At 70.4% G+C, this 21,069-nt stretch carries 23 protein-coding genes and 1 pseudogene; 20 read left to right on the plus strand and 4 right to left on the minus strand.

Annotated features, from left to right (window positions below):
* Positions 1-65: 65 nt before the first annotated feature.
* Together F3T56_RS08780 and F3T56_RS08785 are read right to left on the minus strand one after the other, a co-directional pair.
* Positions 66-527, minus strand: a pseudogene (locus tag F3T56_RS08780) (penicillin-binding transpeptidase domain-containing protein); the annotation flags it as partial.
* Between the two features lie 381 nt (positions 528-908).
* Entirely contained in the window at positions 909-1,682 is a 774-nt protein-coding gene (locus tag F3T56_RS08785; RefSeq protein ID WP_149824143.1) for an IclR family transcriptional regulator, read from the minus strand.
* Positions 1,683-1,793: 111 nt separating this feature from the next.
* Here F3T56_RS08785 and F3T56_RS08790 point away from each other — a divergent pair, with 111 nt between their 5' ends.
* From F3T56_RS08790 to F3T56_RS08820, 7 genes are all read left to right on the plus strand, one after another.
* Complete coding sequence (locus F3T56_RS08790) at positions 1,794-3,323, plus strand: aldehyde dehydrogenase (NADP(+)) (RefSeq protein ID WP_149824144.1); 1,530 nt, start codon at positions 1,794-1,796, stop codon at positions 3,321-3,323.
* An 89-nt stretch (positions 3,324-3,412) separates the two neighbouring features.
* Positions 3,413-4,021, plus strand: a complete 609-nt coding sequence (locus tag F3T56_RS08795) for a DUF1349 domain-containing protein (protein WP_149824145.1) — start codon at positions 3,413-3,415, stop codon at positions 4,019-4,021.
* A 250-nt stretch (positions 4,022-4,271) separates the two neighbouring features.
* Entirely contained in the window at positions 4,272-4,784 is a 513-nt protein-coding gene (locus F3T56_RS08800) for a GNAT family N-acetyltransferase (RefSeq protein WP_172638866.1), read from the plus strand.
* 79 nt (positions 4,785-4,863) lie between these two features.
* Positions 4,864-5,580, plus strand: coding sequence for a DsbA family oxidoreductase (locus tag F3T56_RS08805; protein ID WP_149824146.1), 717 nt, complete (start codon positions 4,864-4,866; stop codon positions 5,578-5,580).
* A gap of 106 nt (positions 5,581-5,686) precedes the next feature.
* On the plus strand, positions 5,687-6,739 hold the full coding sequence (locus F3T56_RS08810) for an aminotransferase class V-fold PLP-dependent enzyme (RefSeq protein ID WP_149824147.1): 1,053 nt from the start codon (positions 5,687-5,689) through the stop codon (positions 6,737-6,739).
* A gap of 45 nt (positions 6,740-6,784) precedes the next feature.
* On the plus strand, positions 6,785-7,393 hold the full coding sequence (locus F3T56_RS08815) for an RNA polymerase sigma factor (RefSeq protein ID WP_149824148.1): 609 nt from the start codon (positions 6,785-6,787) through the stop codon (positions 7,391-7,393).
* Positions 7,394-7,469: 76 nt separating this feature from the next.
* Positions 7,470-8,501, plus strand: coding sequence for a maleylpyruvate isomerase family mycothiol-dependent enzyme (locus tag F3T56_RS08820; protein WP_149824149.1), 1,032 nt, complete (start codon positions 7,470-7,472; stop codon positions 8,499-8,501).
* Positions 8,502-8,798: 297 nt separating this feature from the next.
* Here the strand turns inward: F3T56_RS08820 and F3T56_RS08825 are convergent, their stop codons facing one another.
* Both F3T56_RS08825 and F3T56_RS08830 read right to left on the minus strand, forming a co-directional pair.
* Positions 8,799-9,368, minus strand: a complete 570-nt coding sequence (locus F3T56_RS08825) for an N-acetyltransferase (RefSeq protein WP_246203499.1) — start codon at positions 9,366-9,368, stop codon at positions 8,799-8,801.
* The gene (locus F3T56_RS08830; RefSeq protein WP_484422098.1) at positions 9,365-10,639 is read right to left on the minus strand and encodes an NsdA family TPR-like regulatory protein; all 1,275 of its coding nucleotides are present in this window, start codon (positions 10,637-10,639) and stop codon (positions 9,365-9,367) included. The genes F3T56_RS08825 and F3T56_RS08830 overlap by 4 nt, the downstream gene beginning before the upstream one ends.
* Before the next feature lie 314 nt (positions 10,640-10,953).
* On the opposite strand from F3T56_RS08830, the gene F3T56_RS08835 reads away from it, so the two are divergent.
* The 13 genes from F3T56_RS08835 to F3T56_RS46915 all read left to right on the plus strand — a co-directional run bounded on the left by F3T56_RS08835 (position 10,954) and on the right by F3T56_RS46915 (position 20,939).
* Positions 10,954-11,475: a hypothetical protein gene (locus F3T56_RS08835; protein ID WP_149824151.1), complete on the plus strand. Its 522-nt coding sequence runs from the start codon at positions 10,954-10,956 to the stop codon at positions 11,473-11,475.
* Between the two features lie 159 nt (positions 11,476-11,634).
* The gene (locus tag F3T56_RS08840; RefSeq protein WP_216372937.1) at positions 11,635-12,021 is read left to right on the plus strand and encodes a DUF6415 family natural product biosynthesis protein; all 387 of its coding nucleotides are present in this window, start codon (positions 11,635-11,637) and stop codon (positions 12,019-12,021) included.
* A 69-nt stretch (positions 12,022-12,090) separates the two neighbouring features.
* Positions 12,091-12,747: a hypothetical protein gene (locus F3T56_RS08845; protein WP_149824152.1), complete on the plus strand. Its 657-nt coding sequence runs from the start codon at positions 12,091-12,093 to the stop codon at positions 12,745-12,747.
* The gene (locus F3T56_RS08850; protein WP_149824153.1) at positions 12,744-13,919 is read left to right on the plus strand and encodes a GntR family transcriptional regulator; all 1,176 of its coding nucleotides are present in this window, start codon (positions 12,744-12,746) and stop codon (positions 13,917-13,919) included. Before F3T56_RS08845 ends, F3T56_RS08850 begins: the two co-directional genes overlap by 4 nt.
* 138 nt (positions 13,920-14,057) lie before the next feature.
* Positions 14,058-14,978, plus strand: a complete 921-nt coding sequence (locus F3T56_RS08855; protein ID WP_149824154.1) for a phosphotransferase — start codon at positions 14,058-14,060, stop codon at positions 14,976-14,978.
* 9 nt (positions 14,979-14,987) lie between these two features.
* Positions 14,988-15,245: a hypothetical protein gene (locus F3T56_RS08860; protein ID WP_149824155.1), complete on the plus strand. Its 258-nt coding sequence runs from the start codon at positions 14,988-14,990 to the stop codon at positions 15,243-15,245.
* Positions 15,242-16,156 carry a lactate/malate family dehydrogenase gene (locus F3T56_RS08865; RefSeq protein WP_149824156.1) on the plus strand — a complete coding sequence of 305 codons (915 nt, stop codon included), beginning with the start codon at positions 15,242-15,244 and terminating at the stop codon, positions 16,154-16,156. Before F3T56_RS08860 ends, F3T56_RS08865 begins: the two co-directional genes overlap by 4 nt.
* Entirely contained in the window at positions 16,147-17,277 is a 1,131-nt protein-coding gene (locus F3T56_RS08870) for a phosphoenolpyruvate carboxykinase (ATP) (protein WP_149824157.1), read from the plus strand. Before F3T56_RS08865 ends, F3T56_RS08870 begins: the two co-directional genes overlap by 10 nt.
* A 93-nt stretch (positions 17,278-17,370) precedes the next feature.
* On the plus strand, positions 17,371-17,667 hold the full coding sequence (tgmA, locus tag F3T56_RS08875) for a putative ATP-grasp-modified RiPP (protein ID WP_149824158.1): 297 nt from the start codon (positions 17,371-17,373) through the stop codon (positions 17,665-17,667).
* Positions 17,664-18,617, plus strand: coding sequence for an ATP-grasp ribosomal peptide maturase (gene tgmB / locus F3T56_RS08880; RefSeq protein WP_149824159.1), 954 nt, complete (start codon positions 17,664-17,666; stop codon positions 18,615-18,617). The genes tgmA and tgmB overlap by 4 nt, the downstream gene beginning before the upstream one ends.
* A complete protein-coding gene (gene tgmC / locus F3T56_RS08885) occupies positions 18,614-19,744 on the plus strand; it encodes an ATP-grasp peptide maturase system methyltransferase (protein ID WP_149824160.1) in 1,131 nt (376 codons plus the stop codon). The genes tgmB and tgmC overlap by 4 nt, the downstream gene beginning before the upstream one ends.
* A 28-nt stretch (positions 19,745-19,772) precedes the next feature.
* Positions 19,773-20,090 (plus strand): DUF6087 family protein, encoded by a 318-nt coding sequence (locus F3T56_RS08890; protein WP_149824161.1) that lies wholly within the window; start codon positions 19,773-19,775, stop codon positions 20,088-20,090.
* Positions 20,091-20,525: 435 nt separating this feature from the next.
* Complete coding sequence (locus F3T56_RS46915) at positions 20,526-20,939, plus strand: hypothetical protein (RefSeq protein ID WP_216372938.1); 414 nt, start codon at positions 20,526-20,528, stop codon at positions 20,937-20,939.
* Positions 20,940-21,069 lie beyond the last annotated feature (130 nt).

Raw genomic sequence — 21,069 nt, forward strand, 5'->3', positions numbered from 1 at the left:
GGCCGCCCCCCGGGGGGAGAGGGGCGGCCCTTCCTTTATTCAGATGGCTTTCGCGCGGCGGAGGTTCACTGCTCCAACGCCGCCTGCATCACAGCCTTGGCGACCGGCGCGGCCAGACCGTTGCCGCTGACCTCTGAGCGCGCCGCGTCGGACTGCTCCACGACGACCGCGACGGCGACCTCCTTGCCGTCGGCCTTCCCATACGACGTGAACCAGGCGTACGACGTCTTGCTGTTGTTCTCGCCGTGCTGGGCGGTGCCGGTCCTGCCGCCCACGATCGCCCCGCTGATCTGCGCGTTCGTGCCCGTGCCGTCCTCGACGACCGTCTGCATCGCCGACTGCAACTGCTCGGCGGTGGAGGAGCTGACAATCTCCTTGGTCTCGGCCCCGGAGTCGTAGTCCTCCAGCGCATCGCCGCCGCTATCGGTGATCTGCGCCACCATGTGCGGCGAGACCGGCTTGCCGCCGCCCGCGATCGCCGCCGACACCATGGCCATCTGCAGCGGGGTCGCCGTGACGTCGTACTGCAGCGACCCTTCCGGCCGCAGGAGCAAGTACGGGACTCGCTCGGGTTGTTGGCGACTCGGTTGTCGCCCCCAACTGGGCACTGAGCGTGCCAGGTGCATTACGGAGTGATGCGCCGGTGCTCAGCATCGCCGGGCCGAGGATGCGCTTCACCACCGCCGTAAACAGGGGGTGCGCTGGGCAAGATCAGAGGTGGAAGCGCACCCACGTCGCCCGTACGGGCAGAGCGAGCACGAGCGGCAGTGAGAAGACGGCGCTGCGCCTGATCGTCTTGTTCATCCCACTCAGGCAGACGGGCGGGATGTGATCAATCGTTCCCTTCCGTCCGGTTTCTCGTGGGGTCCTCATGAACCCGGGGGTCGCCGGGAGCCCGAGAAACCGGCTCACAGCCTCCGCGTCGCCAGCGTCAGCCGGTCGCGCGCGTCGAAGAGGGCGTCCTTGACCAGCTGTTCGTGGGCCGGGGTCAGCCGGGCCACCGGGACGGAGCAGCTGATGGCGTCGCGGGCCGGCGTGCGGTACGGGATCGCCACGCCGAAGCAGCGCAGGCCCAGCGTGTTCTCCTCGCGGTCGACGGCGAAGCCCTGCTCGCGGACCTGGCGGAGCTCCTCGATGAGCTGCTCGCGGTCGGTGATGGTGTGCTCGGTCAGCGCCGGGAGGGTCTCCGGGAGCATCTTGCGGACCTGCTCGTCGGTGTGGGTCGCCAGGAGCGCCTTGCCGAGCGAGGTTGAGTGGGCGGGCAGCCGTCGGCCGACCCGGGTGAAGGGGCGCAGGTAGTGCTGGGACTGGCGGGTGGCGAGGTAGACGACGTTCGTGCCGTCGAGCCGGGCCAGGTGGATGGTCTCGGTGGTGTCGTCCGAGAGCCGGTCGAGCGTGGGCCGCGCCAGCGCGACCACCTCGTCACCGTCGATGTACGACGTACCGACGAGGAGCGCCCGTACGCCGATGCCGTACCGCGTGCCCGTCGCGTCCGTCTCGACCCAGCCGAGCTCCACGAGGGTGCGAAGGAGCATGTAGAGGCTGGACTTGGGGTAGCCGACGGCCTCCTGGACCGCGGCGAGGGAGTGCATACCTGGGCGGCCGGCGAAGTATTCCAGCAGCTCAACCGTCCGCACCGCGGACTTGACCTGCGCCCCGCCCCCCGTCTCGCCAGCCGACATCGCCCTTGACCCCTTCGTTCGACGGGAAATAGTCTCGACAGCATATTCACCATCAGAGACGGCGTTCAGCATATCGAACGCCGCTGATGCAAGCACTTGAAGGGACCCGCGGTGGCAGCAGCACCAGTCTGGAGTGTCGACCCCCGTACCGGGAAGCAGCGTGAGCAGGTTGCGGTGGAGGCCACAACCCAGGAGGTGGACGCCGCCGTCCGCGCGGCGCACGCCGCCCGGGGTGCCCTCGCCGACCGCACGGTCCGCGCGGCCTTCCTGCGCACCGCCGCCGACCAGCTCCAGGCGGCCAAGGACCAGCTCGTCGAGGTCGCCGACGCCGAGACCGCGCTCGGCCCGGTCCGGCTCACCGGCGAGCTCGCCCGCACCAGCTACCAGCTGCGGGCCTTCGCCGACATCGTCGACGAGGGCGCCTTCCTCGACGTGGTGATCAACCACCCCGACGACACCGCCACCCCGCCCATCCCCGACCTGCGCCGCTACAAGGTCCCGCTGGGCGTCGTCGCCGTCTACTCGGCCTCCAACTTCCCCTTCGCCTTCTCCGTCCCCGGCGGCGACACGGCGAGCGCGCTGGCCGCCGGGTGCCCGGTGGTCGTCAAGGCCCACCCCGACCACCCGGCCCTGTCCGAGCTGGTCGCGATCGTGCTGCGCCGCGCCGCGGCCGAGCACGGCATCCCCGAGGGCGTCCTCGGCCTCGTCCACGGCTTCGAGGCGGGCGTCGAGCTGGTCAAGCACCCGCTTGTCACGGCCGCCGGGTTCACCGGTTCCGTACGCGGCGGCCGGGCCCTCTTCGACGCGGCGGCCGCGCGGCCGGTGCCGATCCCGTTCCACGGCGAGCTGGGCTCGCTGAACCCGGTCCTCATCACGGAGGCCGCGGCGGTCGAGCGCGCCGAGGCGATCGGTGCGGGGCTGGCCGGCTCCATGACACTGGGTGTCGGTCAGTTCTGCGTGAAGCCCGGCCTGGTGCTGGCGCCGGCCGGCCCCGCGGGCGACCAGCTGGTGAAGTCCCTGACCGACGCGGTCAGCGCCGTCGACGCCGGCGTCCTGCTCGACCACCGGATGCGCGACAACTTCGTCGCCGGTGTCGCCGAGCGCGCCGAGCTTCCCGACGTGGAGTCGCCGGTGACGGCCGGCTCGGGCGGCGAGCACACCGTCAGCCCCGGGTTCCTCACCGTCCCCGCCGGCAAGCTGGCGGCCGAGGGCGAGCACGACCTGCTCCTCGAGGAGTGCTTCGGGCCGCTCACGATCGTGGCGCGCTACGAGGACGAGGACGAGGCCAAGTCCGTACTGTCCCGCCTGCCGGGCAACCTCACGGCCACGGTGCACGTGTCCGGCGAGGAGGCCGCCGGCGAGGGGCGTGGACCGGAGCTGCTGGCCGAGCTGACGCCGCTGGCCGGGCGTGTGCTGGTCAATGGGTGGCCGACGGGTGTGGCTGTGGCTCCGGCCCAGCACCACGGTGGGCCGTACCCGGCGACGACTTCCACGTCCACGTCCGTGGGCGGTACGGCCATTGAGCGGTGGCTGCGGCCGGTGGCTTATCAGGGGGCGCCCGAGGCGCTGCTGCCGCCGGAGCTGAAGGACGACAATCCGCTGGGGCTGCCGCGCAGGTTCAACGGCCGTCTGGAGCGGTAGCGCTCTGCGGTAGCGCCGTAGGGGCGTGGGTGTTTCCCCGCGCCCCTTAAGGCCTGCTGTAGTTGGCCGGGAGCTGTAAGAATCGCCCAATGGACCTCGAAATTCCCGAACTCCCGTTCCCGCTCCGCACATACGGCCCCGACGGGCACTGGTCCTATGAGGACGGGGTGCTCACCGGCTGGGCCGGTGCACGGCAGGACCGGTTCGTTCCCCCCACCGACGAGGGGCTGGACCCCGCTACGGACGCGCCCAGGCTGTTGGGGGCGCCTGAGGGGGACTTTCAGCTGATGGCCCGTGTCACGGTGGGCTTCGCCGCCGGGTTCGACGCGGGGGTGCTGTATGTCCATGTGGGGGAGAGGGCCTGGGCGAAGCTCTGTCTGGAGTACTCGCCGGATGTGCCGACCGTGTGCACGGTGGTCACCCGGGGGCACTCCGACGACGCCAACTCCTTCACGGTGGAGGGAAGTTCGGTGTGGCTGCGGGTCAGCCGCACCGGCCGGGCCTTTGCCTTCCACGCCTCACGCGACGGCAAACAGTGGACCTTCGTCCGGCTCTTCACCCTCGCCGGCGAGAAGGAGAGCGGCGCCGCCCTCGTCGGCTTCATGACCCAGTCCCCGATGGGCGAGGGCTGCGTGGTCACGTACGAAGAGATCGAGTTCCGCCCGAACTGGCCGCAGGACCTGAGAAACGGCAGCTGAGCGCCCCTTCAGGGGCGCGGGGCTGTATCAATATGCGGCTCCGCCGCGTGGGCGCGAACAACCCCCACCCACCCGCACCCGCCAATGCAACCGATTGGACCGAGCTCTCCCGCGGGGGTCGAAGGGGCGGAGCCCCTGGGGATGATGGGGGTCCCCCGCTCGAGCGAAGTCGAGAGTGGGGGAGGGCAGGGGCGGCGTGGGCGAAACAGCTCCCCGGAACCACGCCGCCCCCAGCCACGTCCTCACCGGCATGATCAAGGACCGTGTGAACCGAGTGACCGGCGCGCGCGTGATCAGGACCGCGCTCCCCGCCGAGGCCCAGGACATCACCGCGCTGCACGCCCGCGCCCGGGCGACCTACTACCCGGACGGCGCCCCCGACGACGGCACGGACTGGCTCGCCTCCTGGCAGCGGGCCATCGAACGCCCGGACGGCCACGTGCTCTGCGCGGTGGAGCACGGCCGGATCGTAGGCATCGCATCGTTCCGTACGGCGGACGGCTCACCCGCCGACACCGTGTACCTCGCGCAGTTCCACGTCGACCCCGACCAGTGGCGCCGCGGCACCGGCCGCGCCCTGCACGCGGCCTGCGTGGAGGAGTGGCGCGCGGACGGCAAGCGCACGGCCGGCCTCTCCGTGCACATGGACAACGACCGGGCCCGGGCCTTCTGCGCGGGTCTGGGCTGGACCCCGGACCCGCACCATCCGCCCGCCCCGGGCGACCACCACCTTCTGCTCACTTTCGAGGTGACCGGGGAATGAGCCGGGCTGCTTGAACGTTCACCAACCGTAGAAGCGGAGGGCATCTCCGCACCCGTACGACCTGGAGAGAGCTGACACCATGCGCGTCGAGATCTGGAGCGACATCGCCTGCCCCTGGTGCTACGTGGGCAAGGCCCGCTTCGAGAAGGCGCTCGCGGCCTTCCCGCACCGTGACGGCGTCGAGGTGGTGCACCGCTCCTTCGAACTCGACCCGGGGCGCGCCAAGGACGACATCCAGCCGGTGCTCACCATGCTGAGCAAGAAGTACGGCATGAGCGAGGCCCAGGCCCAGGCCGGCGAGCACAATCTCCGCGAGCAGGCCGCCGCCGAAGGGCTCGACTACCGTGCGGAGGGCCGTGACCACGGCAGCACCTTCGACATGCACCGGCTGCTCCACTTCGCCAAGGAGCAGGGGCGGCAGAGCGAGCTGCTCCAGCTCCTCTACCGGGCGAACTTCGCCGAGGAGCGGTCCGTGTACTCCGGCGCCGACGAGTACCTGATCGAGCTGGTCGTCGAGGCAGGGCTCGACGAGGACGCGGCCCGCAAGGTCCTGGCCGACCCGGCCGCGTACGCCGACGCCGTCCGCGCGGACGAGCGGGAGGCCGCGGAGCTGGGCGCGAACGGGGTGCCGTTCTTCGTGCTGGACCGCAAGTACGGGGTTTCCGGGGCGCAGCCCGCGGAGGTCTTCGAGCGGGCGTTGGTCCAGGCGTGGGGTGAGCGGCCGCCGTTGAAGCTGGTCGAGGCCGAGGCCGCCGAGGCCTGCGGGCCCGACGGATGTGCCGTGCCGCAGCACTGACCCCTGGCTGATCAGTGCAGGTGGGGCGGATCCATAAGCGTTGCTTGGGTCGTCCTCGTAAATATTCGCAATGGACGGGGAGGTTTCCGGGGCCCACAGTGGTCCCATGGAGACCTTCGAGAGCCTCGTCCGTGCCGAGTTCGCCCCGAAGAACACCTTTCTGAACACCGCGAGCAGCGGGCTGCTCCCCGCCCGTACGGTGGCCGCCCTGCGGGAGGCCGTGAGCCTCCGTGCCGAGGGCAGACCGCTGGACCCGCTGCACGCCGATGTGGAGGCCGCCCGCGCCTCCTTCGCCCGGCTGGCCGGAGTCCCGGTCGGCCGGGTGGCGGCGGGGTCGTCGGTCACCGCCCACACCGGGCTGGTCGCCGCCTCGCTGCCCGCGGGCGCCGAAGTCCTCACCGCCGAGGACGACTTCAGCTCCGTCGTGAACCCCTTCCACACTCGCGGCGACCTCAAGGTGCGCATCGTGCCCCTGGAGCGGCTCGCCGAGTCCGTGCGCCCCGGCACCGCGCTCGTCGCGGTCAGCGCCGCCCAGTCCGCCGACGGCCGCATCGCCGACCTGCCCGCCCTCCGCGAAGCGGCCCGGGACCACGGGGCCCGGACGTACGTCGACTTCTCCCAGGCCGCCGGATGGCTGCCGATGGACGCGGACGCGTACGACTACACCGCCTCCATCTGCTACAAGTGGCTGCTCGGCCCGCACGGGGCGAGCTTCCTCGTCGTGCCGGAGGACTTCGGCTCCCTGACGCCGGTCCTGGCCGGCTGGGTGGCGGGGGAGAGGCCCTGGGACAGCTGCTACGGACCCGTCACCGAACTCGCCCACTCCGCCCGCCGGTTCGACCTGCCGCCCGCCCTCTTCAGCTACGCCGGACTGCGCCACTCCCTCGCCCTCGTCGAGGAACTCGGCGTGGACGCCATCCGCGCCCATGACCTCGCCCTCGCCGACCGCTTCCGCGCGGGCCTCGCGACCCTCGGCCACGCGCCCCTGCCCGCACCCGGCTCGGCGATCGTGTCGGTGCCCGGACTCGGCCACCGCCAAGGCGAGTTGAGCGCGGCGGGCATCGAGGTCTCCAACCGTGCGGGCAACCTGCGCGCCTCCTTCCACCTGTACAACACGAGCGCGGACGTCGATCGGATCCTGGACGTCCTGTCTTCGTGAACCACTGGCGCGAGCCGGGCCGGGGCGCTAGGAAGGGCACCAGGGGTGGTGGTGCCGGTGGAGCCGACGCTCGAACAGCCGTCCATCGATGTGGAGTTGCATCGGCGGCTGGTGTACGGGGACGAGTCCGCGTTGCGTGAGGCGTACGCGACGTACGGGGGACTCGTCCGGCGGGTGGCCGTCCGGGTCACCCAGAGCACGGCGGCGGCCGAGGACGTGGCGCAGGAGGTCTTCGCGCAGCTGTGGAGCAGACCGTATGGCTTCGACCCGCGCCGGGGCTCGCTGCGCACCTGGCTGTCCATGCTCGCCCACCGGCGGGCCGTGGACTGGGTGCGCAGCGAGTCCCGGCACCGCAAGGACGCCCGCGCGGACGACTCGGCGCTCGCCGCCATCCCCGACACCGGACCCGGCCCGGACGAGGCGGTCGTCGACCGCGAGCGCTCCCTCCTGCTGCACACCGCCCTCGCCGAACTCCCGCGCACCCAGCGGGAGGTGGTCCACCTCGCCTACTTCGCGGGCCGCACCTACCGCCAGGCCGCCGTGGAACTGGGCATACCCGAAGGCACCGCGAAGACCCGGCTGCGCTCGGCCCTGCGCAAACTGGCGGAGTCCCTCGCGGATCCACCCGACCCGGCGTCTGTGAGGGGCGCGTGATGGGGCCGTGCGGGATGTACCCGGACATACGGGCCGTGCGTATCGTCGGACCGGCAGGGCGAAAGGGCGGCGCGCGATGACCAACGACCACGACGGCGTACGGGGGCTGCTGGCCGCCTGGGCGGTCGGCGCGCTCCCACCCGGCGACGCCCGGACGGTCCCGCCGCACCTGGCCGGGTGCGAGAGCTGCGCGACGGAGGCCGAGCGGCTCCGGGACACCGTACGACTGCTGGACGGAGGGCCGTCGGACGGCCGACCACCGACGAGTGCCCTGAACGGGAGCGGGAGCGCCGACGGCGCCCTGGCCATGGCCCTCCGCTCCCGCGGCCCCCGCACACCCGGGGTCGCCCCGCACGCGGCCCCGTACGCCGCCGCCGTCGCCGGACTCCAGGCGCTGGTACGGGAGTTGGACGGCCGCTGGGGTACGCCGGTCGTGCACGACTGGGACGCGCAGGCCACCGTCGCGCACCTCATCGCCGCCGACGAACACCTCGCCGTGGCACTCGGCGTCGCACCACGCCTGCCCGCCTCGCACATCCCCGAGGGCACCCCCGCGGGGGACGCCTGGGACCGGCGCACCGCCGACGTCATCGCCCACGAGCACACGCGTACGCCCGAGGAGACCGTCGCCACCTGGGCCGCCCAGGCCGCCGCGCTGCTGGCCACACCCGAGGCCTGGGACCCCGAACCCGCCGCGCGCGCGGTGACCGTGATGGGCCTGCGGCTCCCCGTTACCGACCACTTCGTGATCCGCGCCTTCGAGGCGTGGATCCACACCGACGACATCGGCCGCGCCCTGGGCCTGCCCGTACCGCCACCGCCCGACAAGCACCTGGACCACCTCGTCCGCCTCGCCGTCCGCATCCTCGGCCTGGCCCTCCACGACGCACCCCCGGTCCTCTTCGAGGTCACGGGCCCGACCGACACCAGCTGGGTCCTCGGCTCCGGGGACGATCCCGTCACCGCCGAACTGACCCTTGACGCGGTCGACTTCTGTCTCCTGGTCGGCGGCCGCTACGCCCCGGCCGAGGTACCGAGGGCCGAGACGGGCGACACGGGGGCGGTACGGAACGTACTGGAGACGGCGGCAGCGCTGGCGTGGCTGTGAGGCCGTGAGCACAAGACAGGGCCGGGCGGTCTCTGTGTCGGCCAGGCCCGCCGCGCGCAGCTCACGGGCGAGTGCGATCCAGTCGCCTCGCTCATCAAGCTCGTACGTCTTGAGGCAGGTGGATGCAGTCGATGATCTATGGATTACGCGGGCCTGAGACCTTCACCCGGGATCGCCTGCTGCGTGGGAGCTGACGGCGGGAGGCATTGCGCGCCTTGCCGATCGGCGGCGTAGCAGCCACAGTGGGTCACAGGCGACTGACACCCCGTCGCCGTTCCCCAGGCTCCGCACTCGTCGCTACTGGTGCAGTGGTTTCCGCAGCATCGTGGCGAAAACCGGCGAGTCATTGAATGGCTGCTGGGCGCCGATGTCCCGATACCCCCAGGATTCGTAGACCGCCTTCAGTCGGCCGTTGGAACGGGTGGGGTCGACGAGGAGCGTGGCCCGCTCCTCGGTGCGCTCGGCAAGCAGAGCCTCGTGCAGTAGGCGGGAGGTCCCCGCGCCCGCCGTACCTCGGAACGCCTCACGGACCAAGACCTCTTGGACAGCGAAGGTGCGGCTGCCGGTCTCGCGGGTGAAGTTTTCGGACTGGGGCTCTCGCATCGAGGACCACCACAGCGATCCGCGCATGAGTGGCGAGCCGAAGATGTAGCCCGCCGGCTCGTCGGCCTGGTAGGCGATGATGACCTCCCAGCCGTCCCGGGACGCGTAGCTGGTCAGGCGCTCGTCGAATCGGTCCACGGCGTTGAAGGGGTCGTCCATCAGCCCGAACTGGGTGCGGACCTCCACGTGGATGTCGAGGATGAGCTGCCGGTACTTGTCCACGTCGCTGGTGCGCAGGAGGTGCAGGGAGCCGGTGTCCGTCATGCGACCGCCGTTCGGTAGAAAGCCTGCCAGTCGCGGGCCTCGGGGTTTCGGGGGGCGAGGGTGGTGACCTGTTCGGTGAAGCGGTCCAGGAGTCCGCGAACGCGAGCGTGCCGCATCATCCCCTCGGGGATGCAGTGTGCGGTGGCCACAGCCTGTTCAAGGTCTTGCTGACCGAGCTGTGCGACGGCGAGGTTCGCGCGTAGGAGGGCCTTGTTGCGTTGGAGGTCGGGCCGTACGTACGCGAGGCTGCGGTGTGCGTGTTTCTCGGCCTCGGGCCAGCGGGCGAGTTGCATGCTCGTGACCATGGCGAGGTGATCATGCTCGGCTTGGTCGTAGTAGTGAATCCAGGTCGGGCGGTTCTTGTTCGGGTCGGAGCGCTCGAGTGCCTTCTGGGCCAGGTCCAGGTAGCGCATGGCGCTCCTGTCGTCGCCGAGCTCGGCGTGGTTGACCGCTATACGGGACATCGAGAGCGAAGCGAACAGCGGGTCACGCCGTGTGATGGAACACGTCCGGGCCCTTTCGGCTGCGGCCAAGGCGTCGGCCGGGCGGCCCAGGTGCCGAAACAGAACGCTGGCGTGGCCCCATACGCGGAACTCGGTGGCCGGGTCCCCAGAGAGGCCAGCGAGGCGGATGGTTCTGTCGAGGTGGTATTCCGCCGACTCGAAGCGCTCACCGTCGATGGCTGCCCACATGGCGCTGTTGGAGAAGGCCGCGGCAACCGTATACAGCTCGGAGCGGATACGGGCTGACGAGGTGTTCGCCTGCTGGAGGCCGATCACGTTGTCGGTGATGTCCGCCGCCCGCTTCTCCAGCTCCCGGGTGCCGCCCTGCATGCTCTCTGCGGTGGTCCAGGCTACGAGTTCAGCCTTCAACACCTCGACGTCATTGGAGTTGAGGCGGTGGCGTCGGGGCCCTGTGAGAGTTGGCGTCGTAGCGGAGACACCAGCGGCGGTGGCCGCGGCCAGAAAAGTGCGGCGATACAAGTCGTCGTCCTCGGGTGCTGGGGAAGGGCTTGAGTTCTTTCTCCCCCGGGGGGTGAAGCCTAACGCTGCGGCTGGAAGGCCCGTGGTCCTCTCCAGCGCGGTTCTCAACAGAGCGTTGGGGGACCGGTGTTCACCCTTGAGCAGTTTGAAGACGTGTCTCTCGTTGACTGTGCCCGGGTGGCCGGTCAACTTCTCGATTTCCGTGTTGACCAGGGCCGTTACCTCCCTGACCTTCAGCTTGTGCGTCGTCATCCATGACGCGAGCGCCTCGTTCCGTGTCCCCGGCATAACAGAACGTTAGAGGGACTCGTCGAAACGACGAGTAAAGGGATGGTCAAAACGGCAGGGTGCTTGCAGGCAACTCGGGGTCGATACGGCAGCGACAACGGCAGCGGTGCGGCGGTTGGCTGAATACCCAAGGACGAGCACCACCGTGGACCAGGGAGTCCCCCGATGCCCCACCCCAGAGATGCAGGACCAACCAGCGCCCTACTGGCTCCGGCCGCGTCCGAAGGAGCGGTGCGGTGACACCCGCTGCCCCGCTGTCGCCAGTTCCGTTGCGAGGGGAAGAGCGGGTTCGCCGCACGGCAGTGGAGGCGTGGATGTACCAGGCGGCCCCGTCCCGGGAGGTGGCCGCCAAGGACTGGACAGATCACGGCGTGACGCTGCTAAAGGCCGGCGTCGTGTGGGACGCGGTCCGCGTGCCGTACGCCATCCTCGGCCAGGGTCTCGACCGCGAGACCGCCCCGGACACGTTGCGCTGGCGGATGAATGAACTGGGGCTCACCGGTCCGGCCTTCTGCGACCCGTACCGGCCGTACGTCTACTTCCTCGTACCGCCGGAAACCGACCAGCAGTGGCCCCGCACCCTCGCTCCAGCAGGCATCGAATGCCTCGGCGGCACCCAGCCATACATCCACCATGTAGGGGTCCCGCGCCTGAACCGGACCGCACCGCCCGGTCTGTATTGGCTGCTGCTCCCGGACAACACCATCTGGCACGCCGACCCGCAGCGCCTGGAGCAGGTTCTGTGCGCGCAGTTGGCCGAGGCAGCGAAGCAGGAGACGGCCCCCGACGGTCAGCTCGCCGGCTCACCGAACGTGCCCCCGCTGGGCACCGCATAGACCGGCGTCGGCCGCGTGTGGTCCTTCCCAGGGCGCGCGGCCGACGTCTTCCCCACCTTCCCCCCATCACCGGGAGAGAGACATGCCCGAACTCCTCCTTCCCCAGAGCCTCCCTGTCCGTCCCACGGTCCCCGCAGCGGGGCCGTGATGGTCGCAGTGATGAGTGACGTCGCCGCGCCGCTGCCGAATCTTCAGTGGCGTACCGGCCCCGAGGTGCTCGAAGCGCTCCAGTGGGCGCTGCTCCGTTCCCTGGCCCTTGAGTCTCTCGACCATCAACTGTTCGAGGACCTGGAGGCTGTGCTCGGCGAGCACGCGCACCCCACCTCGTGGCAAATCGTCGCCATCGCGGAGCGGCTTCGGGAGGCGACCACGAGGCTGGTCGAGTTCGTGCCGTACCTCGTGAGGCCGTATCCCCTCGACGAGATCATGCGTCTGGTCGACCTGAGTGCCGAGCACCCCATCTCCGAGCACGCGCATGGTCACGTCCGCCGGTTCGCCCTGGCCGTCCTCGCGCTCATCGACCTGGTGGGAGATGACGCCACATGACACGCGCTCCTCCTCGATGCGTCCGGCCGGTCCATTCCACTTTCCACCTCCGTCACCGCGAGAGAGAGCATGCTCGAACGCCTCACCTACAAGGGCCATCCCGTCCCCTACATCGCCGCATGGAGCGGCGAGCGCCTGCCACAACCGGGCATCGTGACCGCCGCCGACGGCATCGCCTTCAAGGGCGCAGTCGCCGCCAACGGAAACGCCCAGGGCCGGGACCCGAACGGGGTGCTGTGGCAACGATGGGCGCTGCGCCAGGGCGACGGGAAGCCCGAGTACAGCGTGGTGCACGGGCCCCGGCAGCGGCGCGCGATGCGGAAGTTGTTGTGCCAGGTGTGCGGCGGCGCCTCGGACCATGACGCGCAGGGCCACCTGTGGCTGCTGGAGGACTACCGGGGCGTGGCCGGCTGGCCCGAGAGGGAGGTCACGACGCATCCGCCGGTGTGCAACTGGTGTGCGCCTGTGGCCGCGCGCCTATGCCCGCACCTGGAGAACAAGGTCGTGGCGGTCCGTGCCGGTGAAGTGGTCGTTGATGGCGTGCACGGCAACCTCTACGAGCGCGGCAGGGGGCCGCTGCCGGTCGTGAAGGAGAAGAAGAAGGTGGTGTTCACCAGCGACTGGCGTGTGAAGTGGATGCTCGCCAACCAACTGGCGGCCACCCTCACGAACGTCACGATCGTCGACCTGCCCGGGGTGGGCGCACGAGAGGGGGCCGCTGCATGAGCCACAAGGCCAGAGAGGTGGCGAACGCCCTCAGGCAACGTATCCAGGGCGGCACGTACGCTCCGGGAGACTGGCTCCCCCAGACGCGCATACTCGCTGACGAGTTCGGCGTGGCGGCGAGCACCATCTGCCGCGCGACCGCGCGGTTGCAAGGGGAGAGACTCATCGGGTCCGGACGGCGGAGGCTGTACGTCATCGATCCGGAGAACCCGGACGCGTGCCCGCGATCGTCGGGGCGCCCTCAAGCGGGCAAGGCCGCAACGGTAGAGAGCGCCCTCAGGAAGCGAATCGCGGATGGCACGTACGCCCCCGGCGACTGGCTACCGACGCTGGACACGCTCGCTGACGAGTTCGGCGTGGCGGTAAGTACCGTTTCCGTGGCTACGGCGTGGTTACAGCAGGACGGGCTCGTCGGTTCCGGACGGCGGAGGCTGTACGTCATCGATCCGAATAAGCCGGACATTTCCCCGCGGCTCCCGCACACGGACATCGAGGAGATCCTCAGGAAGCGTCTGGCTGACGGCACCTACACGCCGGGGAGCCGGCTGCCGTCGCAGGCTGAACTGGCCAAGGAGTTCGGCACACACAGCAATATGGTCAAGGAAGCACTCAGGCCGATCAGATCCGCAGGTCTCGTCTACTACGACCAGCTGCGATGCGGGACCTATGTCGCCGACCCAGAGGGCACTCAGCCGGTCCCACACGGGGCTCGTCCCATCGAGGCAGCTGTCCGGAAGCGAATCCGGAACGGTACGTACGCCCCCCGGACGTGGCTCCCGTCCCTGAGAAAGCTGGGCGACGAGTTCAGCGTGTCGACCACCACCGTGTCGCTCGCTTTGGCGCCGTTGCAGCGGGAGAGGCTCGTCGGCGCCGCCAGCAGAAGCCGAGGGTTGTACGTCATCGACCCGGACAATTTCACCGCGCTCCCGGACGGGGCCTCGGCCCACACCTTGGAGGAGTTGGAGGGGTTTTTCCGAACCCGGCTGAGTGACGGCACCTACGAACCTGGAAGCCGCCTGCCGTCTCGGAGCGCACTGGCCGAGGAACTGAGCGTGGGAATCCAGACAATCACTCGGGCCCTCCAGCCGATCAGGGCGGACGGGCTGATAACCGTCAACGCCCGGGAGGGCACGTACGCCAGCCGCCGGGGACGCATACCGACGTCCAGCTGATCCCAGAACCCGCCTGCTGTAGCTCCCCTCTGCAAGTCGGTCCCCCTCCCCCGAGGGGGACCGCATCGGCCCCCGGCCTTTCTGCACCAGGCGGGCGGCCCTCCGCACACGCTCGGCCCCTGCTACCGAGGAGGCACCTTGACTGGCACCGCCTTACCGCAGCCCACCGACCTGTTCGCGCTCAGCACCGACCGGATACACCGTGCCGCAGCCGACCTGTGGCCCGACGAGCCGCTGACCCTGGGCGATCACGTCCCCTCGGTCACCGGCTACGTGCACCGTGCCCGCGTCGGCGGCCGGGAGGTGTTCGCGAAGGACTCAGTCCTTGGCCTGTCCCTCGTCTCTGTGCTGCGCGGCCTCGCGGGGGACCGGGACAGGGTCCGTGCGACGCAGGCCGCATACGCCGCCTCACCCATGTCGCTGCTCGCGCGGGAAGCCGCGCAGCTCCGCACCCTGGACGCTGCCGGGGTGAGCGTCGCCCGCTGCGCCGGTTACGCCTCGGGGGTGCTGTTCACCGTGCCCGTGACCGGCCCGACCCTCGCCGACCTGATCGCCAAAGACCCTGCCCGGACCTACGACTTGCTCACCGCGGCCGTCACCGGCCTGGAGGGGCTTCAGCACCCGCACGTGGCGGCCCAGGTCGACGCCGCGCCGATCCCGGAGCGGAGCATTGACGGCACGTTCCGCCGCAAGTTCAACGGCGTGTCAGGCCGCCTCTACATCGGACGCCTCGGCCTTGACCGGCTCGACGAGCGCACCCGCCAGGGCGTCACCGCCGTGGTCGGCGTGGTTGTGGCCCGGCTGCTGAAACTCCGCCTCGCCCCGCCGATCAGCCCCACCGTGATCGTCTACGGCGACTTGAAGCCGGAACACGTCCTGTTCCCCGACGGGCCGGACGAAGATCCGGTGTTCATCGACCCCGGCCTAGCCCGCGGGCCCGTGCACCACGACGCCGCAAAGCTCATCTCCCGCACGTTCCTCACGCTGATCGCCGCCCCGCTCCTGGACGCCCCGGCGTCCGCCGTGGCGGACGGGATCGCCGCGTTTGTGGCCGAGTAGACCCGGACCTTGCGCGGCACACTGCGCGGGCTGTGGCTGCGGCGGCTGCTCGTGACGTGGCTGATGGACACGGTGAACATCCTGTCCACCTACCTCACCGCCCCGGCCTCCCTGCCGCTGCCCGAGCACGCCCGAGCCGTCATCGACCGGACACAGGCCCTGTGCACGCTCCTGGACCAGGTGAGCGCCCAACTCGCGGCTGCGACGGACCCGGACGCGGCCTGGCGCCTCGCGCTGCGCGCCGTGGCGAAGGCGGCCGTCCGGTGACCGGCCGCACGATCGGGATCGTCGGTGCCGGCGCCGTCGGTCAGACCGTCGCCGCGCTCCTCGTCGGCGAAACGTGGTGTGAGCGGCTGCTGATCGCCTCACGCACGGCCGAGAGCGCCGCCGGGCTGGTCACCGATCTGGATGACATGGCCCACCTCGCCCGCACCGGCACGCGCGCGCTGGCCTGCGCGAGTATCGCCGAGCTGGACCGGGCGGACGCGCTGGTGATCTGTCCACGCGCCACGTTCACCAACACCGCCACCCACAACGTGCGCATGGCCGGACTGGCAGCGAACGCCCCCCTGATCGCCGACCTCGCCCACACCTTCACCGACTACAGCGGGCCCGTGGTGATGGTCACCAACCCCGTGGACGTCCTCTCGCGCCTCTTCGCCGCCATCAGCGGCGCGGCCACTTACGGGATCGGGTCGGCGACCGACACCGCCCGCTACCGCACCACTCTCGCCGCCCACCACCGCGTGCCCGTCGAAGCCGTGGACGGGTACGTGATCGGCGAACACGGAGACGGCGCGGTCATCTGCGCCTCAACCACCACCATCCATGGCCGCCCGTGCACCGTGCCCCTCGACGTCATACGCGCCGAACTCACCGACCGGCCCCGCCGGATCAACTCCGGCATCGGACGCACCCGCCACGGACCGGCCGCCGCCGTCCTCTCCGCGCTGCGCAAGCTCCTCGCGCAGGAGGACGGAACTGACGTCCTGTCCGTCAACCGCGCGGGTGTGTGGCTCGGAATCCGGTTGCACATCCAGGCGGGTCAGCCGACCGTGCAGCCCCTGGAGCTGGACCCGCACGAGACAGCGGACCTGCTCACCGCCCGAACGAAACTCGAAGCCGCCTACCGCAAGATCAGCCATCACGAACAGCAAGGAGCCCCCACGTGCCCCTGACCGCAACCCGCATCGCCGCCGACACGGCCACCGTCACGGTCGCCAGCCTGACCCCGGCCGTGGCCGACTGGTCGCGCCGCTACTTCGGCCCCTGGTGGAACGCCGCCGCCACCGAGGACGCGGGCCCCGCCGGCATCGCCGACGGCGGCGGCCTCGTCCTCGCCGACGTCGACGCCGCCCGCGTGGACGACATCGCCGCCCTCGTCACCGACTACGGCAACGACGAGACCACCTACGCCAACGCCCGTACCCTCATTGCCCGTCACGACGGGATCACGTACGCGGTACAGCCGGAGGAGCGGATCGGCTACCAGGCCCACGGCCGCCGCCTGGTCATCGTCGGCGACCAGCCTGAGCCGGTCGCCGTCGCCGCCGCGCGCCTGGCCCGCGAACTCGTCCGCGGCCAACTCCTCGCCGACGGCTGGACCGTGCTCCACGCCTCCGCCGTCACGCAGAACGGGGACGCCGTCCTCACCCTCGGCGACAAGGGTGCGGGCAAGACCACCACCGCCCTCCTGCTGGCACGCGCCGGATGGGAACTGCTGGCCAACGACCGCGTCTTCGTCCGCCCCGAGCCGGACGGCCGCGTGCGGGTGCTGCCGTGGCCGTCGGCCGCCGCTGTCGGCCTCGGCCTCCTCGACGCGACCGACCTGTACGCCCCGGTCCGCGAACGCGTGCTCGCCGGCGAACAGCTCCACCCCACCCAGCACCCCAAGGTGACCCAGGCCCTCCACGACGGGCGCCGTGAGCCGATCTGGCGCGAGGACGGCAAGGAACTGAAGCCGCAGTTCTTCCCGGACCAGCTCTCCACCTGGCTCGGCCTCACCCTCAGCACCGGCGCGAGGGCGGCCGGGCTGCTCTTCCCGGCCGTGAACCCGGAGGCGACCCCGGCCCTCGTCGCGGACGACCGTGCCCTGACCGAGGCGGACGTGTTCACCTCGAAGACCGAGGACCGCTACCCGGACATCTTCGGCCTCACCCCCACCACCACGTCCGGCGCCCAGACGGTGACCGAGCACCTGGCCCGCCTGCCTCGCCGCTCCCTAGTGCTCAGCCACGACACCGACGCGAACGCGGCGGTCCTGGTCAAGACCGCCGAGGAGATCACGGGCGCCCACTGAAGCGCCGCCGCACCCCCGTATGCCCCCGGCCGGGGCCGCCTCGTTGCTCCATACGCCCTGGCGGGTTCCATCACTGCGACACAGAGGAGAGGCATGTTCGTCCACTCTGACCGTCTGCCGACGAGCACGGCGGTCCCGCAGGGAACCATCACCCCGCTGCCGTGGGGAGTCGGCCGTATGGAGCCGTATCCCACGATGGCCCCCGGGTACGCCACCGTCCGACTGGACCCGGACACCCAGACCGCCACGTTCTTCGACGCGAGTGGTCAGGTCATGGAGATGCCCGGCCACGGCACCAGCACCGGCACCAGCCCCTCCACGGGCACCAGCCCCGACGGGCAGAACCAGGGCGCCACGGACAGCGACACCGGGAGCGACAGCGACCAGTGAGTGACACGCGTCCGGTGTTGGTCGTCACCAGCCTGAACGACCCCACCGCCGACGTGGTGATTCGCGAGCTGCACGGCCGGGACATCCCGGTCGTGCGGCTCGACTCGGGGGACTTCCCCGCATCGCTGTCGGTGGAGGCAGAGATCACCCTGCACGGGATCGAGGGCCGCCTCCTCACCCCCTCCCGCACCGCGGACCTCGCCGCCGTCCGCTCCCTCTACTACCGCCGGCCGACCGGGTTCGCCTTTCCGCACCTCAGTGACCAGGACGCACGGTTCGCCATTACGCAGGCCCGGTACGGGCTCGGCGGGGTGCTGGCCGCCCTGCCGGGCTGCCTGTACGTCAACCACCCGCACCGCATCGGGGACGCGGAGTTCAAACCGTCCGGGCTCGCCGAGGCGGTAGAAGCCGGCTTCTTGGTGCCGCCCACGCTCATCACCTCCAGCCCCGACGCGGCCCGGGCGTTCATCAAGCGGCACGGTTCGGTCATCTACAAGCCGCTGCACAACCCCGTCTATCGGGTTGACGGGGTATCGAACGTCGTCAAGGTCGCCGAGGTGTCGGCCGCGGACATCGATGACGGCGTGGCGGGCACGGCCCACCTGTTCCAGAAACGCATCCCCAAGACTGCGGACGTACGGGTGACCGTCATCGGCACCCGGGTGTTCTGCGTTCGCATCGACTCCGACCTGTTGGACTGGCGCACCCACTACGACCGGCTCACCTACACCCCCGTGGAGCCGCCACCGGGCATCGCGCTGGCACTGCGCCACTACATGGACCACTTCGGGCTTGTCTTCGGGGCTTTCGACTTCTGCGTGGCCGAGGACGGGCAATGGTGGTTCCTGGAGTGCAACCCCTCCGGTCAGTGGTACTGGCTGGAACCTGAGACGGGTCTGCCCATGTGCGCAGCCCTGGCAGACCTCTTGGAGAGGAAGACCACGACGTGACCGATGACGACAAGGCCCTGCGCCTCGCTCTCGCCGAGCGCCTGGCCGCCAGCGGCCACCTGCGCACCGAGCCTTGGCAAGCTGCCGTGGAGGCCGTGCCCCGGCAGGAGTTCCTGCGCAGCGGCTTCTTCGAACGGGTCGACAGCCCCGGCCCCACAGCGTGGCGGCCGATCCTCCCCGATGACCCCCGGTGGTTGGGTAGCTGCTACGAAGACACCTCCCTCGTCACCCAGATCGCCGGCACCATCGCCCCGCAGGACATCTGCGGCGAGATCCTGCGCGAGCCCACCTCGTCCAGCACCCTGCCCGGGCTCGTTGTCCGCATGCTCGAAGACCTCCAGGTCAAGGACGGCCACCGAGTGCTGGAGATCGGCACGGGCACCGGCTACTCCACCGGCCTGCTCTGCCACCGCCTCGGCGAAGACCTCGTGACGTCCATGGAGGTGGACCCGGAGGTCTCCATCCGTGCCCGTGCAGCGCTCGGGCACGCCGGGTATGCGCCGCTCCTGATCGCAGGCGACGGGCTGGCCGGCCACCCCGACGGCGGCCCGTACGACCGGCTGATTGCTACGTGCGGCGTCACCGAGCTCCCCTATGCGTGGGTGGAGCAGACCCGGCCCGGCGGGATCATCCTCGCCACACTGTCCGGCTGGCTCTACTCCTCCGAACTGGCACGGCTCACCGTGGAAGAGGACGGGACGGCCCGCGGCCGACTCCTCGACGGGCAAGTCTCCTTCATGATCGCCCGCCCCCAACTCCCGCCCCCGCTCGGCCTCCTGCCGGACATCGACGACGGCGAGGAACGCACCACCGGGCTCCCCCCGAACGCTCTGGACGACTGGAACACGCGCTTCGTCGCCCAGCTCGCAGCCCCCCACGCGCAGCGCCTCACCATCGACCGTGACGCCCGCACCGAACACCTCCTGATCGACGTCGACGCCGGCGCCTGGGCCGCCGTCGCCCAGGACGGCGAGACCTGGACCGTCCGCCAGGGCGGGCCCGCTCGCCTGTGGGACGACGTCGAGGAGACCGTCACCCAGTGGCGGGCCCACGGCGCCCCGGGCCTGGACCAGTTCGAGGTCACCGTCACCCCAGACGAGCAGACAGTGACCTGGTCCAGGGTCTGACGGCAACGTGCACCAGGAGGCACGGACGATGGCAGAAGAGGAGCCCCTGCACGAGTGGGCCGCCCGACGAGACCGGCGCCGGGCAGCGGATCGGGAGATCACCGGTACACGAAGGGCCGCTCCTCTCGCCGATGGAGCCCGCGCCTCCCACGTCGTCCCCGACGCCCCACGCGCTCTGATGGAGTGGGACGGACACTCTTGGGTGACGGTCGGCGTCGCCGCGAACGCGGACGCCGCCCGGGAATTCCTCGGCCATGTGCCCGCTCCTGCCCCCGAGACCGGGCCGGACGTCCAGCCTGCCTCGCCCGGTCTTGGCCCCGGCCGAGGACGTCACCGAAAGCCCTGAGTGAGGAAAGGTGACGGGCGCCAGACCGGCCCCGTCCGTCCGCTCCCCTCGTGGCGGATGGGCGGGGCCCGTTTCATGCACGTAGCTCATGCCTCAGTGGTGTACCGACGCCAGCATTCCGCGTCCGATGTATTGCGCATTCCAGCCAGGCTGGCGCATTGTGGTCGCCCGTCGCCTCACCGGCGCCCCCTTTGGAGGGTTCCGGCTCCTCCCCCGGGGGTGATGGCGCGCCCCAAGCGGGGCGTTGGACTGGTGTCCCGGCCGGGCTTCCCCCGTCCCGGCCGGGACACCGCGATGTGCGACTCGGCGGGCCGTCTCGTCGAGCGGCGCCAGGTGCGGGCGGTCATGCCTGCCGTGTGACGGTGAGAATGTGGTCCTTCCATGCCTCGGTGGCGTACCGGCGCCAGCGGACGGGAGGCGAGTTACGACTTCGCCGTGCAGTACGTGGACAGCGTGTGGGCCGACACCGCCGCGCACGGCCGCAGGAACATGGCCAAGGTCTTCATGAAGACCACCATCGCCCTGCTGAGACGCGAGCCCACGGACTACGAGCCCGTGGCTGTGCGCAGAGCGCTCCGCGAGCACGCCTTCAACAAGAACAAGCGTGACACCGCCCCGCCGGAGATGCAGGCCATCCTCCGATTCGTACAGCGCAACTCACTCAGCATGGCGGCGTGGGAAGACCCGGCGAAGGTCGAAGAGGTGATTCGCCAGGTCAATTCCCTGCTCAACGGCAAGCAGGCCGCTGCGAGTTCAATCCGGCGTAACCGAAATGCGCTGAGCGGGATATTCGACTACGCCATCAAACGGGGGGTGCTGGCTGCCGACCCAACACCCGGGGGGAAATGAGACAGGGTCAAGACGTCGAACACGGTCGACAAGCGCTCCCTGGTCAACCCCCAGCAGGCGGCAGCACTGCTTAGGTGGGTGTACAGCCAGCCCAGGGAAGGCAAGATCCTGCACGCTTTCTACGCGACCA

This window comes from Streptomyces tailanensis (assembly GCF_008386495.1).
In the GTDB taxonomy this organism is placed as follows: Bacteria; Actinomycetota; Actinomycetes; order Streptomycetales; family Streptomycetaceae; genus Streptomyces; species Streptomyces tailanensis.